At 66.4% G+C, this 16,024-nt stretch carries 15 protein-coding genes; 9 read left to right on the forward strand and 6 right to left on the reverse strand.

Translation table 11 applies throughout. From position 1 onward, the window contains the following. Positions 1–117 precede the first annotated feature (117 nt). The 5 genes from LOC60_RS14400 to LOC60_RS14420 all read right to left on the reverse strand — a co-directional run bounded on the left by LOC60_RS14400 (position 118) and on the right by LOC60_RS14420 (position 5,976). Entirely contained in the window at positions 118–1,068 is a 951-nt protein-coding gene (locus LOC60_RS14400; RefSeq protein ID WP_331460832.1) for an endo alpha-1,4 polygalactosaminidase, read from the reverse strand. Beyond that, positions 1,005–1,688: a spherulation-specific family 4 protein gene (locus LOC60_RS14405; protein WP_230026313.1), complete on the reverse strand. Its 684-nt coding sequence runs from the start codon at positions 1,686–1,688 to the stop codon at positions 1,005–1,007. Before LOC60_RS14405 ends, LOC60_RS14400 begins: the two co-directional genes overlap by 64 nt. Further along, positions 1,685–3,016: a hypothetical protein gene (locus tag LOC60_RS14410; RefSeq protein WP_230026314.1), complete on the reverse strand. Its 1,332-nt coding sequence runs from the start codon at positions 3,014–3,016 to the stop codon at positions 1,685–1,687. The genes LOC60_RS14405 and LOC60_RS14410 overlap by 4 nt, the downstream gene beginning before the upstream one ends. Continuing rightward, complete coding sequence (gene pelF / locus LOC60_RS14415) at positions 3,013–4,731, reverse strand: GT4 family glycosyltransferase PelF (protein ID WP_230026315.1); 1,719 nt, start codon at positions 4,729–4,731, stop codon at positions 3,013–3,015. The genes LOC60_RS14410 and pelF overlap by 4 nt, the downstream gene beginning before the upstream one ends. Before the next feature lie 282 nt (positions 4,732–5,013). Beyond that, positions 5,014–5,976: a quinone oxidoreductase family protein gene (locus LOC60_RS14420; protein ID WP_230026316.1), complete on the reverse strand. Its 963-nt coding sequence runs from the start codon at positions 5,974–5,976 to the stop codon at positions 5,014–5,016. Between the two features lie 109 nt (positions 5,977–6,085). Between LOC60_RS14420 and argC the strand changes: the two genes are divergently transcribed. The 9 genes from argC (at position 6,086) to LOC60_RS14465 (ending at position 15,433) form a co-directional block, all read left to right on the forward strand. Beyond that, entirely contained in the window at positions 6,086–7,117 is a 1,032-nt protein-coding gene (argC, locus tag LOC60_RS14425) for an N-acetyl-gamma-glutamyl-phosphate reductase (protein WP_230026318.1), read from the forward strand. Beyond that, the gene (gene argJ / locus LOC60_RS14430; protein ID WP_230026319.1) at positions 7,117–8,325 is read left to right on the forward strand and encodes a bifunctional glutamate N-acetyltransferase/amino-acid acetyltransferase ArgJ; all 1,209 of its coding nucleotides are present in this window, start codon (positions 7,117–7,119) and stop codon (positions 8,323–8,325) included. Before argC ends, argJ begins: the two co-directional genes overlap by 1 nt. 13 nt (positions 8,326–8,338) lie before the next feature. Further along, positions 8,339–9,265, forward strand: a complete 927-nt coding sequence (gene argB, locus LOC60_RS14435) for an acetylglutamate kinase (protein WP_230026320.1) — start codon at positions 8,339–8,341, stop codon at positions 9,263–9,265. Beyond that, the gene (locus LOC60_RS14440) at positions 9,258–10,529 is read left to right on the forward strand and encodes an acetylornithine transaminase (RefSeq protein WP_230026321.1); all 1,272 of its coding nucleotides are present in this window, start codon (positions 9,258–9,260) and stop codon (positions 10,527–10,529) included. The genes argB and LOC60_RS14440 overlap by 8 nt, the downstream gene beginning before the upstream one ends. Beyond that, complete coding sequence (gene argF / locus LOC60_RS14445; protein ID WP_230026322.1) at positions 10,526–11,491, forward strand: ornithine carbamoyltransferase; 966 nt, start codon at positions 10,526–10,528, stop codon at positions 11,489–11,491. Before LOC60_RS14440 ends, argF begins: the two co-directional genes overlap by 4 nt. Then, positions 11,488–12,024, forward strand: a complete 537-nt coding sequence (locus LOC60_RS14450; protein WP_230026323.1) for an arginine repressor — start codon at positions 11,488–11,490, stop codon at positions 12,022–12,024. The genes argF and LOC60_RS14450 overlap by 4 nt, the downstream gene beginning before the upstream one ends. A 97-nt stretch (positions 12,025–12,121) precedes the next feature. Continuing rightward, a complete protein-coding gene (locus LOC60_RS14455; RefSeq protein ID WP_227924563.1) occupies positions 12,122–13,330 on the forward strand; it encodes an argininosuccinate synthase in 1,209 nt (402 codons plus the stop codon). A gap of 4 nt (positions 13,331–13,334) precedes the next feature. Further along, a complete protein-coding gene (gene argH, locus LOC60_RS14460; RefSeq protein WP_230026325.1) occupies positions 13,335–14,792 on the forward strand; it encodes an argininosuccinate lyase in 1,458 nt (485 codons plus the stop codon). 119 nt (positions 14,793–14,911) lie between these two features. Next, complete coding sequence (locus tag LOC60_RS14465; RefSeq protein WP_230026326.1) at positions 14,912–15,433, forward strand: pyridoxine/pyridoxamine 5'-phosphate oxidase; 522 nt, start codon at positions 14,912–14,914, stop codon at positions 15,431–15,433. Between the two features lie 46 nt (positions 15,434–15,479). Here the strand turns inward: LOC60_RS14465 and LOC60_RS16245 are convergent. Further along, on the reverse strand, positions 15,480–16,024 hold a 545-nt coding region (locus LOC60_RS16245; RefSeq protein WP_269440220.1), incomplete at its 5' end, for an HNH endonuclease.

Below are 16,024 nucleotides of genomic sequence, written 5' to 3' on the forward strand. Positions count from 1 at the left end.
TCCGCCGGATGTCGTTATCCGGCGGGGCCTGCTGCGTTTAAGCCGTGCGGGCGGAGCGTGCCGGGCCCGGCCGGCAGCAGCATGCGTGGCGCGCTGCCCTTCGGTGTTCCACGGGGGTTAGCAGGGCTGCCTCGAGGCCCCGAGATCCAGCGGTTTCAGCATTGAGCTCAGGCCGTGGTGCCGTGCCTCGGCGCAGAAGTCCACCGTCCCAACGTATTCGACGTGCAGAACAGCCTTCCCTGTGTCAACGAAGGGCTGATACAGGTTGCATTCCGCATAGCGGACGCATTCCTCGTTAATGGCGAAGTCAAAGTAGCGCACCAGCTCGGGGATCTGATCCATGTCATTCTTCAACGCCACGGACAGGCCCCGGGAATGGGCCAGCTCGGCCAGCGCCCGGTTATAGGCGAGCTGGTCGGCGGCCGTCAGCGGGAAACCCGTTTCATTGCGGTAGCCGTCGACGTTGTCGGGTTCAACGGCGTCGTACCCCTTTGCCGCACAAGCATCCATCCGCGCTGCCATAATCGGCAGTAGAACATCCGTTTGCCGAATGTCGAGCCACTGTTCGCCGGGCCAGCCGTCCATGGGTCTTCCTAGGACGGCTGGAGGAAATTCGGCGGCATCGCCGCGGTATTCCTCCCGGGACCCGGACGAGAAGTAACAGATCAGCCGCCGTCCGTCCTGCTTCAGAACGCCAAGCTCTTCGGGGCTGGTGGTTTCAAAATCGACGTCGTAAATGTCGGCCTCCACAGTGCCGTCGACGGTGCCGGTGAGCTGCCACTGCCAGCTATCTGTCGGGGAAGGCCGCCACAGCGGCGCAGCCGGCCCGGCCTTCCCGTCAGTGGCTTGAGATGAAGCAGGCGAAGGGGAAGACGATCCGGGGGGACCACCGCCGGCGCAGCCCTGGAGCATCAGGGCGAGGAGCAGAAACGCAGCCAGGCATGGACGCGGGCCGGGCTGCACTCCGCCAGATCCTGTTCGGGCCCGTGCTGTGAAGCGGCTCATCAAGGGATCAGGGGAGGGCCGGAACGGAGACGGGCGGAGACAGAGGCAGGGGGTCCGAGCCATGGATTGGGCAGGGAACGGTCGGTCGCAAACACGTGTGCTGCGCCGCGCCGGACGGCACTGGCCTGGACGGCGGCGATTTGGTCCGGGCCGCATGCATAAACCAGGTGCCATAGTCGGGACGGCGAAACGTCGCGGGACCATCCGGGGTGTCGAAAGTGCTTGTAGGATTCCGCTGTTCCTTCGAAGACAGCCGTGACGTCGAACAGGTCCAGATGCGCGGACGTCGGAAAGGTGCCCGGGTTCGCCGCCAGGTAGGTAATCCCGGCATTCCGGGCCGCGGAAGCGTACTGGACGCACCGTGCCAGACTGTCTTCCGAAGCCGGAATCTCGTCCAGCAGAATCCCGTCGACTTGATAGAACTGCTGCCACGCTGCGATGTCCTTCACGACATCCTGCACGGGGCGTCGGCCGTAATGGACCGGAACGTAGCCCAGTACCCGCATGTGCCGTAGGCGGGCCAGCGCCTCGGGGTAGTACTCGTCACTGTCCGTGCCCGGGCCGTTGTGGACGTTGGCGACCACGAACGACACGTCCCGGTGCCGGCCTGCAAGCCAAGCCCAGTCCTGCGGCGCTTCCGCAGGATGGACATACCAGGGCAGTGCCAGCCGTGCCGGACTCATGCATAAGCCCGCGGATCGGCGACCCGTGCCAGTAGTACTGCTATACCCGCGATCAGGAATGTCACAGCCAACAGGATGCCCGGAAGGTTTCCCACCAGGATCCACGCTGCCGCCGAGAGTGGGGCAGCCCCGGCAAAAACCACGCCGCCGAGCGGCAGGCCAAACGCACTGAGCGTTGTGGAAGTGGTAGCCAGGGAACTGAAAGCCGCGGCTGCGATGACCGTAATAGTCACCGTGGCGTACCCGACCAGGAACAGGACAACCAGCGTGGAAACGGACGCCGATATCAGGACGATGGCTGCCGACATACCCATGGTGACCATCCATGCGTTCCGGGCGGCATTGCGCAGCAGCGGCGTGCGCCGGGAAGACCACATGAGCCGCTGGCGCATAAGCACCAGTGCGGGGTCGGTCGCAGCGGCGGCGACGACGGTGGCAACGATAAGCGCTGTTCCTTCCCAATCCGGTAGCCGGATCAAGGCCATGGAAAGTGCAGCTGCCAGGCATGCGGCCTGGATGGCCGGTGCGCAGGCGGCGCGCCAGTCCGCGCGGCCGGGGAAGTACGGTTCCCGGAGATCCCGCAGATGGAAGGCCAGGGCGAGGGTTACTGCGGCCATCACCAGAATCGCTACGGCCAGGACAATGGCAGTAGCGGCCCCATGCCCGAGCATCAGCGTGAGGGAAACAGCGGCGACTGCCACTGCCAGGATCACAAGCAGATACCGCGCCCGTCCGAGGATGACAAGCATCGAAACAATGCAGGAGTACCAGCACCAGGCCATGATGAGACCGGCCATGGTTGCGTCGTGTGGGGGAAACAGCAGCGAAACCACCATGTAGCAGGCAAGGGCCGCGGTCACGAGGATCGTCGCGCCGGCCCCGTGCGCTATGCCGCGTCTTAGCTGTCCGGTATTGGCATGCGCCCATACGATGCCGGACACTGATTGGCCAACCACCCATGCGCTGATACCGGCGGCGAGGACTTCTTTGGTATTGCCCGTCATGACTGTGGCGGTCAGGCCGCCAAGTACCGCACCCAGGATGAGAACCAGGGCGCGGCGGACAGCTTCGAAGAGGGCATCCCCGGTCAACCAGCCGTCCGGTTCCTGCGGCAGGTGGACCGTGTTCCGCACGTGAACAAGTGACTGGGCATAAGCGAAGACGTCTGTCGCGCCGTGCCGCTTTGCAACAGTGCGGTCACTGAGCCCGGAGGCTTCGAGCCGTGCAGTGATGTCGAACGTGTCCACGGCGTCGAAAGCCAGGCGCTCATTTCCGGCGGGAGGAAGCTGGTCCCCCGAGGGAGGCTGAATGACACTGTCGGCGCTCATGCCGGCAGCCCGACGTTAGTGTCCGTCATGGCGGGAACGTTCGGACCCGGGGCAGCGAGTGCAGGGTCTTCCGCTGCCGGCGCCTCCGGAACGGGGTGGTTGAAGTCTTCAAGGAAGGGGTCATCCAAAACCGGGTCCTGATTCGGTGCATACCCGAGCCCGTCATCCAACGGTGCCGGGGTGGCCTGTGCAGCGCGTTTGCCGTGCGAGCGCCGGGGATCGGCCTCGGCCGGGCCTGCGATATCCCGGGTGGGGGCGGCATGGCGCGGAGACCGCGCCAGCAACCTGCCCTCGCGGGCTGCTTCATAGGCCTCGCGGTACCGGGTCAGGCACTTATTCAGAGTGAACTCCGCAAGCGCCCGCCGTCGTGCCGCCGTGCCCATGGCGAACCTCATCTGGCTATCGGATAGCAGGGCGACACAGGCATCCGCGAATGCTGCATGGTCACGGGCTGCGACCAGCATTCCGGAGGTCTGCTGTTCGTCCAGGCATTCCGCCACACCGCCGACGTCGGTATTGACCGTGGCACGTCCACACATCATTGCTTCCAACAGCGTGAACGGCAGCCCTTCCGAAACGCTCGACAGCGCCACCAGGTGCCCGGCCTCCACCGCTGGGCGGCTGCCCTGGCTGGGACCTTCCCAGTGGACTGCTTCGGTGACACCCAGATTGTCAGCCAGCGCCACCAGACGGGCTTTGTACAGGACGTTTTCCTTCGGTGTGGGACCGAAAATGCGCAGCTGGGCATTCGGGACCCGTTCGCGCACCAGCGCAAACGCCGAGATCAGGGTCTCCAGATCCTTGAGCGGATCGATTCGCCCTACAAAGACAATGGTCGGAAGGTCCGGTTCCGTTGTCACCATGGGATATTTTGCGGGATCAACCCCGTTCGAAATGGTGTGGATACGCTCCGGGAGGGCGCCGAGCCTGCGCTCCCACCGCGCGTTGAACTGGTTTACGGGGAGGACCATGTGGGCATGGACATGAGCCACCTGGCACAGCCGACGGAGGAAGGCAGTCACGGTGCGTCGTACAGGCCAGGACATCTTGGCGTCATACAGCGCCAGATAGCGCTCGCGCAGATAGACACCGTGCTCAGTCAGCAGGATCGGCGTGTTATGCCGCCACAACTGCGCCAGCGCTAAAAGACACGACGGACCGTTGCTTGAGGCATGAACGACATCCGCCTTGCCCAGCCGGTTATCCACGAGCGCCAAGGCGCGGTCCACGATACCCGCAGCCGTCACAGCGTCGGCGACTGAAATGGGAGGCTCGCCCGCACTCACGGCATGCCGGGACCAAGCGCCGAGGATGGCCGCCACGGATCCGCGGGCGGCCAGCGAGTGGGATAAACCAACGTTGTCGCTTATTCCCACCAGCTGCTGCAGGGCGTCGGTTGTCCGTTCCACGGCGTTCCCGCCGTCTGGACCGAGCGCGGCATCCCACAAATGGTTCAGCGCATGCTGCGTGGAGTCAATCCAACTACGACGCCGCGGACCGGCACGAAGTGCGGGCACGGCCGGCCCCCAGATCGGAATCAACCGAACCGAGCGCACATTCACGGGCTGTTTCCAGACCGCTCCGGCACCGTTTCCGGTCAGCGCCACCACGTCGAAGTCGTGTTCGGAGAGCCCGGTAATCAGTTGGTCGCACCACGTGCTGACGCCGCCGGTGGCGATGGGATAGGTGCCTTCGGTGATGAGGGTGATCCTCATGGATTTACCACCCGGGCCCGAGTGAACAGTCGAGAAAACAAGCCACACCCTTTGAGCATCTTGAACGCCTTCTGAATTTGATCACCCCCCACAGGCGACGCGGATTTAAATTGGACAGGATCGGCCGCGGACGAACACGAGTACCGATTACTTGTTTACTACGCACCAGCGGTGACGGGAATGGCGCGAGCGCTGATTGTGCGGGCGCGGGTCAGAGTTGCGACGGCGGGGTGCGGCTCTCAACGGGTTTGCCCGATGCGCTCCGGCGCCGGGATCCGTGCGTCAGGGAACCAGGAGTACCTTTCCGGTGGTGTTCCGCCCTTCAAGGTCCGTATGCGCACGTGACGCCTCGGCCAGCGGATAGGTCTGTCCGATCCGCACGTCCAGCCTGCCCGCCAGTACCGCGTCGAACAGGTCGCGGGCCCGCCACTGGCGTTCTTCGGGCGTGAGCAGGTAATGCGCAATCGTGGGCCGGGTCAGGAACAGGGAACCGGAGGAGTTCAGCCGCTGGATGTCGAAGGGCGGGACCTGCCCGGAGGCGGCCCCGAAGAGCACCATCATGCCCCGCGTACGCAGGCAGGCCAGCGAGCCGTCGAAGGTCGCCTTGCCGACGCCGTCGTACACCACGTCCACACCCTGCCCGCCGCTGAGGGCACGCACCTGCCCGGTGAAACCGTCGTAGCGCAGCACATGATCGGCCCCGGCGCCTTGTGCCAGCAGCTCCTTTTCCTCGGTGGACACCGTGGTGATCACCGTCGCCCCCTTGGCCTTGAGCAGCTGGATCAGCAGCAGCCCGACGCCGCCGGCTCCGGCATGCACCAGCGCGGTCTGTCCCTCCTGCACCGGAAAGGTGGAGTTGCACAGGTAATGCGCGGTAATGCCCTGGAGCAGCAGTGCCGCCGCGGTGTCGTCTCGGATGCCGGCGGGCACCGGAAGCGCCACATCTGCGTCCAACAGCATGTATTCGGCATAGGCGCCGCCGCCCTCAGCCGTGGCCACGCGGTCGCCTTCGCGGAAGCCGGACTCAGGCCCGGCGGACACGACCGTCCCGGCGGCCTCCGAACCGGGTATGAAGGGATATGACATCGGATAAATCCCACTGCGCTTATAGGTGTCGATAAAGTTGACGCCTGCCGCGGCCACTTTGATGAGCACCTGGCGCGGGCCGGGCTGCGGCAGTTCGACGTCTTCATAGCGCAGGATTTCCGGTCCGCCCGACTCCGGGACGACAATGGCTTTGTGCATGGCATGGCCTCTTCTGCTTCGCTGTTACGTGCTGGGCTCGATGTGGTACCCATCATACGGTTTGCATAATTATTGGAGGCGGTGCATAAGTGTGCTGTAGGGTGGGGGCATGACGATTTCCGTAGCGGTCTCCGGTGCCAGCGGCTATGCCGGCGGCGAAGTGCTGCGCCTGCTCGCCGGCCATCCCGAGGTGTCCATTGGTGCCATCACGGCCCACAGCAATGCCGGCAGCCGGCTGGGGGAACTGCAGCCGCACCTGCATTCGCTCGCCGACCGGGTCCTGGCGGACACGACCGTCGATGTGCTGGCTGGGCACGACGTCGTTTTCCTTGCCCTGCCGCACGGCGCCAGTGCAGGGATTGCCGCGCAGCTGGATCCGGACACCCTGGTGATCGACGCCGGTGCCGACCACCGGCTCGAGGATCCGATGGCCTGGGAAAAGTTCTACGGTTCTCCGCATGCCGGAACCTGGCCCTACGGACTGCCCGAGCTGCCCGGCCACCGCGAACGCCTCAAGGGCGCCCGCCGGATTGCCGTCCCGGGCTGCTACCCCACAAGCTCCCTGCTCGCGCTGGCACCCGGCTTTGCCGCCGGACTGCTGGAGCCGGACGACGTCGTCATCGTATCCGCCTCCGGTACCTCCGGCGCCGGCAAGGCTGCCAAGCCGCACCTGCTGGGCTCGGAAGTCCTGGGCGGCATGAGTCCGTACGGAGTGGGCGGCAGCCACCGGCACACCCCGGAGATCGAGCAGGGGCTGTCCGCGGCTGCCGGTGAGCCCGTGGCCGTGTCCTTCACTCCCACGCTGGCTCCCATGGCCCGCGGGATCCTCACCACGGCCACTGCGAAGGTACGTCCCGGCGTCGACCCCGCAGAGCTGCGCACGGCGTGGGAACAGGCCTATGCCGGGGAACATTTCGTCCGGGTGCTGCCGGAAGGCCAGTGGCCCGCCACGAAGATGGTGGTCGGCTCCAACTACGCCGTGATCCAGCTGGCCTACGATGCCCATGCCAACCGGGTGATTGTCAGCTGCGTGATCGACAACCTCAACAAGGGAACTGCCGGCGGCGCCGTGCAGTCCATGAACATCGCCCTCGGGTTGGATGAAACCGCGGGACTGACCCAGCAGGGGGTGGCACCGTAATGAGCGCTGAATCACTGACCGCTTCGACTCCGGGAAGCATCACCGGCATCACCGTTCCGGCAGGTTTCCGGGCCGCCGGTGTGGCGGCAGGGCTGAAGGACTCCGGGGGACGCGACGTCGCCCTGGTGGTCAATGACGGTCCCTCGAAGGCTGCCGCCGCCGTCTTCACCCGGAACCGGATCACGGCCGCCCCGGTGCTGTGGTCCCGCCAGGCGGTGTCCGACGGACGGGCCGACGCCGTCATCCTCAACTCCGGCGGCGCCAACGCGTGCACCGGCACGGAGGGGTTCCAGAACGCCCATGCCACCGCCGAAAAGACCGCAGAACTCCTGGGGCTGAGCGCCGCCGACGTGCTGGTCTGCTCCACCGGCCTGATCGGCGTCCAGCTGCCCATGGAAAAGCTGCTCGCCGGAGTGGAGGCTGCTGCCGATGCCTTGGCCGCCGACGCCGGGGCAGACGCGGCGCATGCCATTATGACCACCGATACCGTGCCCAAGCAGGCACTCTTCACCGGCACGGACCCCGCGGGGCGTACCTACCGCATTGGCGGCATGGCCAAGGGTGCCGGAATGCTTGCCCCCGGACTGGCGACGATGCTGGTGGTCCTGACCACCGACGCAGAGCTGGGGGCACCGGTCCTGGACTCGGCCCTGCGGGCGGCCACCTCCGTGACGTTCGACCGCACGGATTCGGACGGCTGCATGTCCACCAATGACACCGTAATCCTGATGGCCTCCGGGGCCTCCGGGGCGGCACCGGCGGAGGAGGATTTCGCCGACGGGCTTACCGAGGTCTGCCTTTCGCTGGCGCAGCAGCTCATTACCGATGCCGAAGGCGCCAGCCACGACATCGCCATCACCACGGTTAACGCGGCGACAGTGGCCGACGCCGAAACGGCTGCCCGCGCCGTCGCGCGCTCCAACCTGTTCAAGACCGCCATCTTCGGCAACGATCCGAACTGGGGCCGGGTGCTGTCCGCGGTCGGGACCACCGACGCGGCGTTCGAGCCGGACCGAATCGACGTCACGATCAACGGCGTCCAGGTCTGCCGGGGCGGCGGGATCGGCGATCCCCGGGAGGACGTGGACCTGGCACCACGCCCCGTCACCGTGGAAATCGACCTGCATGCGGGTACGGAAAGCGCCACCATCTGGACGAACGATCTCACCACGGATTACGTCCACGAGAACTCTGCGTACAGCAGCTGACCGGGGGATAGGCATGATTACACCAGCAGAGGCCGGAGAGCGGCTGCGCGCCCAGGACAAGGCGGCAACGCTGATTGAAGCGCTGCCGTGGATCCAGCGCTTCGCAGGCACCACCATGGTCATCAAGTACGGTGGCAACGCGATGATCAATGAGGACCTGAGGCGCGCGTTTGCCGAGGACATCGTGTTTCTCCACCACATGGGCGTGCACCCGGTGGTTGTCCACGGCGGCGGCCCGCAGATCAGCGCGCTTCTGGACCGGCTCGGCATCGCGTCGGAATTCCGCGGCGGACTGCGGGTGACCACTCCCGAGGCCATGGACGCCGTGCGCATGGTCCTGACCGGCCAGGTGGGCCGCGAGCTCGTGGGCCTGGTCAACGCACACGGTCCCTACGCCGTCGGACTGTCCGGTGAGGACGGCGGCCTGTTGGAGGCCGTGCGGACCGGAGTCATCGTGGACGGCGAGGAAGTCGACCTTGGCCTGGTGGGGGAAGTGACGGGGGTCAACCCCGGCGCGATCCTGGACATCATTGCAGCGGGACGGATCCCGGTGATCAGTACGGTGGCTCCCGAGATAAACGACGACGGCGGCACCACCGGCCAGGTGCTGAACGTCAACGCCGACACCGCTGCCTCGGCCCTGGCCGTAGCCCTGGGCGCGTCGCGGATGGTCATACTCACGGATGTGGAAGGCCTCTACGGGGATTGGCCGGACAAGTCCTCGCTGATCTCTTCCCTCACCGCCGGGGAACTGCGGACCATGCTGCCCGGCCTGGAAGCGGGCATGATCCCCAAGATGCAGGCGTGCCTCGCCGCCGTTGAAGGCGGAGTGGACCGCGCCGCGGTGGTTGACGGCCGGATGGCGCATTCCATGCTGCTCGAAATCTTCACCGAGGCCGGCGTCGGCACTCAGGTAGTACCGGAGGATAAACATGAATAACCCGGAAACCTCGGGCACACAGCCCGGGACTGCAGCGGCGGAGAGCCAGAATGAATGGCTGAACCGCTACGAGTCCTCCCTGATGGGTGTCTTCGGCGCTCCGCAGCGGGCGCTCGTCCGCGGGAGCGGCTGCTACGTGGAGGACGCCGACGGAAAGCAGTACCTCGATCTGCTGGGCGGGATTGCGGTCAACTCCCTGGGGCACGCGCACCCTGCGCTGGTGGCCGCGGTGTCCGATCAGCTCGGCACCCTGGGCCATGTCTCCAACTTCTTCACCAGCCCTCCCCAGGTGGAGCTGGCCGAACGGCTGCTGGCGCTCGCCGACGCTCCGCAGGGTTCGAAGGTGTTTTTTGCGAACTCCGGCGCGGAAGCCAACGAGGCCGCCTTCAAGCTGGCCCGGCGGAATTCCGATCCCGCTGCCGGACGCACCCGGATCCTCGCGCTTGAAGGAGCCTTCCACGGGCGGACCATGGGAGCGCTGGCCCTCACGGCCAAACCCGCCTACCGGGAGCCCTTCGAACCGTTGCCCGGGGGAGTGGAGCACCTTCCGTTCGGTGATATCGACGCGCTGCTGGCCGCCGTGGATGAGACCGTAGCCGCTGTTTTCCTGGAACCCATCCAGGGCGAAGCGGGAGTGCGGCCGCTGCCGGAGGGCTACCTGCAGGCGGCCCGCGACGCCACCCGCGCTGCCGGCGCACTGCTGGTCATTGACGAAGTGCAGACCGGCATCGGCCGTACGGGCAAGTGGTTCGCCTCCGAAGGCGTGATGCCGGATGCCATGACCCTGGCGAAGGGCCTGGGCGGCGGCTTCCCCGTCGGAGCGCTGATCACCTTCGGCGAGCGGACCTCCGGCCTGCTGGCCGCCGGAATGCACGGCACCACCTTCGGCGGGAACCCCGTCGCCGCTGCCGCTGCGCTGGCCACCCTCACGGTCCTGGAATCCCGGGAAGTCCTCGCCAACGTGCGCGCCACCGGAGACTACCTGCGCCGGGAACTGGCGGCGATGGATGCCGTGGCGGAGGTACGCGGAGAAGGCCTCCTTATCGGTATCGAACTGAACGACGACGTAGCTCCCGCTGTGGTCGCGGCTGCGCTGAAGGCGGGCTACATCATCAACAGCACCGGCCCGGCAACGCTGCGGCTGGCTCCTCCGCTGATCCTCACGGCAGAACAGGCCGGGAGCTTCCTCGGCGCCCTGCCGGACATCCTGGCTACGGTCCGGGCAGCGGCAACCCCCGGTACAACCATTGAAGGAAAACCATGACCCGTCATTTCCTGGTCGACACCGACCTCACGCAGGCGGAACAGGCCGAAGTCCTGGATCTGGCCGATGCGCTGAAGAAGGACCGCTACAGGCACCAGCCGTTCGCCGGCGAATCCACGGGACGCAGAACCGTTGCGGTCATTTTCGACAAGACCTCCACCCGGACCCGGGTGTCCTTTGCGGCCGGGATCTCCGATCTGGGCGGCGTGCCCCTGATCATCGGCGCCGGGGAGTCCCAGCTGGGACACAAGGAGAGCGTTGCGGACACCACCAAGGTGCTCGAGCGCATGGTTTCCACCATCGTCTGGCGGACCTACGCACAGTCCGGCCTGGAGGAAATGGCTGCCAACTCCTCTGTCCCGGTCATCAACGCACTGTCGGACGACTACCATCCCTGCCAGCTCCTTGCGGACCTGATGACCATCCGCGAGCACAAGGGAAAGCTTGCCGGCCTCACCCTGGCCTACCTCGGTGACTGCGCCAACAACATGGCCAACTCCTACCTGCTCGCCGGTGTGACAGCCGGAATGCACGTCCGGGTGGCCGGTCCGCTGGGCTACCTGCCCGATCCCCGGATTGTCGACGCCGCCGCGGCCCGTGCCGAGGAGACCGGCGGTTCCGTCACCATCACCACCGACGCCGTCGAAGCGGTGGCCGGAGCCGACGTCGTCGCCACCGATACCTGGGTGTCCATGGGGCAGGAAGCCGAAAAGGCCGCCCGGCAGGAGCTGTTCCGCAGCTATGCCGTGGACGCCGAGGCCATGGCACAGGCGGCGGACGACGCCGTCGTGCTCCACTGCCTGCCCGCCTACCGAGGCTACGAGATTTCCGCCGACGTGCTCGACGGACCGCAGTCGGTGGTCTGGGACGAAGCGGAGAACCGGCTGCATGCGCAGAAGGCCCTGATGGTCTGGCTGATGGCGCAGTCCGGCCTCACTGGAATTCCGGAGGTGCGGGCATGATCATGCCGGCGACGAAGACAGCGCGCCAGGCGCGCATCCGCACCCTGCTGACGGGTCTTTCCATCCGTTCCCAGGCCGAACTTGCGGCACTGCTGGCCGACGACGGCGTGCAGGTCACGCAGGCGACGCTCTCCCGCGACCTGGTGGAACTCGGAGCCGTGCGCATGCGGGGCAAGGACGGGGCGCTGGTGTATGCCGTACCGTCCGAGGGTGGAGAACGGGCGCCTAAATCCGGGGTCACCCAGGAAGTGCTTGATGCACGGCTGGCCCGGCTCTGCGGTGAGCTGCTGGTTACCGCCGAGGCATCGGCGAATATCGTGGTGCTGCGGACTCCGCCCGGAGCCGCGAACTTCCTGGCGCTGGCCATCGACCATTCCGTGCTGCCGTCCGTCCTGGGCACCATCGCCGGCGACGACACGGTGATGATGGTGACGCGGGACCCCGAGGGCGGCCCCGACCTGGCGGCCCGCTTCCTCCGGATCGCGGACGAAGCCACCAACAACGGCTCCGCACCCGAAAGCCGGATCCTGTAACCGCAGTCCCCGGCCTGCTGAACCCGAACCAAAACTTTCATCCTGAACCAACCAGCGGCCCGTACGGGCCGCAACCAATGCAAGAGGAGCGAAATCCGTGAGCGAACGTATTGTTCTGGCCTATTCCGGTGGCCTGGATACGTCAGTAGCCATCGGCTGGATTGCCGAGGCAACCGGTGCTGAAGTTATTGCCGTTGCCGTGGACGTAGGACAGGGCGGCGAGTCCCTGGAAACCGTCCGCCAGCGGGCCCTGGACTGCGGCGCCGTGGAAGCCTACGTGGCCGATGCCCGCGAGGAATTCGCCACGGAGTACTGCATGCCGGCGTTGAAGGCCAACGCCCTCTACATGGATGCCTACCCGCTGGTTTCGGCGCTCTCGCGTCCCGTGATCGTGAAGCACCTGGTGGCTGCCGCCCGCCAGTTCGGCGCCACCACCGTCTCCCACGGCTGTACCGGCAAGGGCAATGACCAGGTGCGCTTCGAGGTCGGTATCCAGACCCTGGGCCCGGACCTGAAGTGCATTGCACCGGTCCGCGACCTTGCCCTGACCCGCGACAAGGCCATCGCCTTTGCCGAGGAGAAGAACCTGCCGATCGTCACCACCAAGAAGAACCCGTTCTCCATTGACGCCAATGTCTGGGGACGTGCCGTAGAGACCGGCTTCCTCGAAGACATCTGGAACGGCCCCACCCCGGACGTGTACGAGTACACCTCCGATCCGGCGTCGGCTTCCGCCCCGGATGAAGTCGTCATCACGTTCAAGGAAGGCGTCCCGGTCGCCATTGACGGCAAGCCGGTCACCCCGCTGCAGGCCATCGAGGAAATGAACCGCCGCGCCGGCGCCCAGGGCATCGGCCGGATCGACATTGTCGAAGACCGCCTCGTGGGCATCAAGAGCCGCGAAATCTACGAAGCCCCCGGTGCCATGGCACTGATGGCTGCGCACCGCGAGCTGGAAAATGTCACCGTGGAGCGCGAGCAGGCCCGGTTCAAGAAGACGGTCGGCCAGCGCTGGACCGAGCTGGTCTACGACGGCCAGTGGTTCTCGCCGCTGAAGCAGTCGCTGGACGCTTTCATCGGCGACACCCAGCAGTACGTTTCCGGCGACATCCGCATGACCCTGGACGCCGGACGGCCCGTAGTTACCGGCCGCCGCTCCGAGTCCTCCCTGTACGACTTCAACCTGGCCACCTACGACACCGGCGACAGTTTTGACCAGTCCATGGCCCGTGGCTTCATCGAGTTGTTCGGGATGTCCTCCAAGGTGGCCTCCGGCCGCGACCAGCGCCTAGCAGAAGGTAAGTAAGCACATGAGCCACGGCAAGTCGCCAGAAGAAGCAGCGGGTACCGGGACCTCCGGTTCAACCGTCCAAGGTGCCCTGTGGGGCGGCCGGTTCGCCGGCGGCCCGGCAGATGCCCTTGCCGAGCTGAGCAAATCCACCCACTTCGACTGGCGGCTTGCCGGCTACGACATTGCCGGCTCGCGTGCCCACGCCCGGGTGCTGCACAAGGCCGGCCTGCTCGACGACGCCGAGTTGGAGGACATGCTCGTCGCTCTGGACCAGCTCGACGCCGACGTGAAGTCCGGTGCCTACCTGCCCGCGGCATCCGATGAGGATGTCCATGGTTCCCTGGAGCGCGGACTGATCGAACGGGCCGGAACCCAGCTGGGCGGAAAGCTGCGCGCAGGCCGGTCCCGCAACGACCAGATCGCCACGTTGGGCCGGATGTACCTGCGGGACCACGCCCGCATTATCGGCGCCGGCGTGCTGTCGGTCATCGATGCCCTGGTGGGCCAGGCGCAGGCACACCTCGGAGTGGCGATGCCCGGACGCACCCACCTGCAGCATGCCCAGCCCATCCTGCTCAGCCATCACCTGCTGGCGCATGCCTGGTCCCTGCTGCGCGACGTGCAGCGGCTGGCCGACTGGGATAAGCGGGCGGCAGTTTCTCCCTACGGTTCCGGTGCCCTGGCCGGTTCCTCGCTGGGCCTTGACCCGAACGCCGTCGCCGCCGAACTGGGCTTTGATTCGGCCGTCTGGAATTCCCTGGACGGGACGGCGGCGCGTGACGTGTACGCCGAGTTCTCCTGGGTTGCCGCCATGATCGGCGTCGACCTCTCCCGGGTCAGCGAAGACATCATCCTGTGGGCCACGAAGGAGTTCTCCTTCGTCACGCTCGACGACGCGTACTCCACCGGATCCTCGATCATGCCGCAGAAGAAGAACCCCGATGTTGCCGAACTTGCCCGCGGCAAGGCCGGACGGCTGATCGGTGACCTGGCCGGATTGCTGGCCACCCTCAAGGGCCTTCCGCTGGCCTACAACCGTGACCTGCAGGAAGACAAGGAACCGGTCTTCGACGCTGCGGATACCCTCGAGGTATTGCTTCCGGCGGTATCCGGGATGATCGCCACCCTGAAGTTCAACACCGAGCGGATGCAGTCGCTGGCACCGCAGGGCTTTGCCCTGGCCACCGACATTGCCGAATGGCTGGTCCGCCAGGGGGTGCCCTTCCGAGAGGCGCACGAACTCTCCGGATCGGCTGTCCAGCTGGCCGAGGGCCGCGGCGTCGAACTGTGGGACCTGACCGACGAAGACTATGCCGGAATCTCACCGCACCTGACGCCGGAGGTTCGCACTGTGCTCAGCACCGAGGGCTCGCTGGACAGCCGCAGCTCCCAGGGCGGTACCGCCCGGTCCGCCGTTGAGCTGCAGCTTGCCGAACTGGTCCGCCAAGTCGGCGAGGTCCGCGGCTACGTGGGCTGATTTTCGACGGAACTAGGACGGACCCCGGGGAAGTGCACCTCCCCCGGGGTCCGCTCTTTTAAGTGCCGTGCGCAGGGAAGGCCGGTCAGCGCCACCGGCACACAGCTACGCTGGGCGCCATGAGTGATTCCTTTCGGGCCGGGCTGCGTGCCCTTCCGGACTTCCCCGGGGACCTGCCGTCCTTCGATCCTTCTGTCGGGCCGAAGGACCCTGCGGAGCTTTTCCGCCAGTGGCTTTCCGGTGCGCTGGCCGCCGGAGTGCGGCAGCCTCACGCGTTCTCCCTTGCAACCGCCGACGCAAGCGGGCATGTCTCCTCCCGGATGCTCATCCTCAAGGACATCGACGACGACGGCGGCTGGCAGTTCGCCTCCTCCCGCACCTCCCGCAAAGGCGGGGAACTAGCTGAGAACCCGAACGCTGCAATGAACTTCTACTGGCCCGAGCTTGGCCGCCAGATCCGGGTGGCAGGGGCCGTAGTCGAGCTGTCCGCCGATGCGTCGGCAGCCGACTGGGATGCGCGGCCGGCATCGGACGGACGCCCGAACCCGGCATGGCAGCTCTACGCGCTGATGCCTCGGGAGATGGAGTTTTGGCAGGCGCGTGCGGACCGGCATCACATCCGGCATCGGGTGGTGTTTTGAGGACTGGGCTGTTCTCAGGACTGGTTGTCGTCATCAGGACCGGATCTCAGCGCGGAGGAGGAACGTCGGTGGACGGCTCAGCCGTTTTCCCCTCCCAATCGGGAGGTCTCTCTATCCCGGGCGAACCCGGTTCGGCGTCCGGGTGTTCCTCTCCCATGCGTCCCGTGCGCAGGTGGAGTTGGGGTGTTGTCCGGTAGGTCCGTCCCAGGGGTGATGTCCATTCCAGGGCCCCGGCGGGCCCGGTGGCGTCCCGGTGTGCTTGCCAGTGGCCCAGGGTCTTGAGCCGGTGGTGTTTCCGGCATAGGTGCGCCAGGTTCGAATGCTCGGTGGCGCCTCCGTGGGCGAAGGGCAGGGTGTGGTCGATTTCGGTGGTGGTGTGTCCCGCGGCGGGGGTGTCGCAGCCGGGGAAGCGGCAGGTTCCGTCGCGGGCCTGGAGCCAGCGGCGCAGGCCGGGCGGGATGCGCCGGCGTTTCCCGACGCCGAGGATTTCCCCGCTGGCCCGGTCCTGCACCAGGCCGGTGAGGTGGGAGGCGTTTTCGGCCAGCCGGCGGGCGGTTTCGGCGCTGATCGGTCCGTAGCCGTTGAGCTCGG

This window comes from Arthrobacter sp. zg-Y769 (assembly GCF_020907405.1).
In the GTDB taxonomy this organism is placed as follows: Bacteria; Actinomycetota; Actinomycetes; order Actinomycetales; family Micrococcaceae; genus Arthrobacter_B.

What these genes read in the sequence shown, in the direction of transcription:
- LOC60_RS14400 (WP_331460832.1), bottom strand. Translation starts at nt 1,068, where the DNA reads ATGGCTCGGACCCCCTGCCTCTGTCTCCGCCCGTCTCCGTTCCGGCCC.
- LOC60_RS14405 (WP_230026313.1), bottom strand. Translation starts at nt 1,688, where the DNA reads ATGAGTCCGGCACGGCTGGCACTGCCCTGGTATGTCCATCCTGCGGAA.
- LOC60_RS14410 (WP_230026314.1), bottom strand. Translation starts at nt 3,016, where the DNA reads ATGAGCGCCGACAGTGTCATTCAGCCTCCCTCGGGGGACCAGCTTCCT.
- pelF (WP_230026315.1), bottom strand. Translation starts at nt 4,731, where the DNA reads ATGAGGATCACCCTCATCACCGAAGGCACCTATCCCATCGCCACCGGC.
- LOC60_RS14420 (WP_230026316.1), bottom strand. Translation starts at nt 5,976, where the DNA reads ATGCACAAAGCCATTGTCGTCCCGGAGTCGGGCGGACCGGAAATCCTG.
- argC (WP_230026318.1), top strand. Translation starts at nt 6,086, where the DNA reads ATGACGATTTCCGTAGCGGTCTCCGGTGCCAGCGGCTATGCCGGCGGC.
- argJ (WP_230026319.1), top strand. Translation starts at nt 7,117, where the DNA reads ATGAGCGCTGAATCACTGACCGCTTCGACTCCGGGAAGCATCACCGGC.
- argB (WP_230026320.1), top strand. Translation starts at nt 8,339, where the DNA reads ATGATTACACCAGCAGAGGCCGGAGAGCGGCTGCGCGCCCAGGACAAG.
- LOC60_RS14440 (WP_230026321.1), top strand. Translation starts at nt 9,258, where the DNA reads ATGAATAACCCGGAAACCTCGGGCACACAGCCCGGGACTGCAGCGGCG.
- argF (WP_230026322.1), top strand. Translation starts at nt 10,526, where the DNA reads ATGACCCGTCATTTCCTGGTCGACACCGACCTCACGCAGGCGGAACAG.
- LOC60_RS14450 (WP_230026323.1), top strand. Translation starts at nt 11,488, where the DNA reads ATGATCATGCCGGCGACGAAGACAGCGCGCCAGGCGCGCATCCGCACC.
- argH (WP_230026325.1), top strand. Translation starts at nt 13,335, where the DNA reads ATGAGCCACGGCAAGTCGCCAGAAGAAGCAGCGGGTACCGGGACCTCC.
- LOC60_RS14465 (WP_230026326.1), top strand. Translation starts at nt 14,912, where the DNA reads ATGAGTGATTCCTTTCGGGCCGGGCTGCGTGCCCTTCCGGACTTCCCC.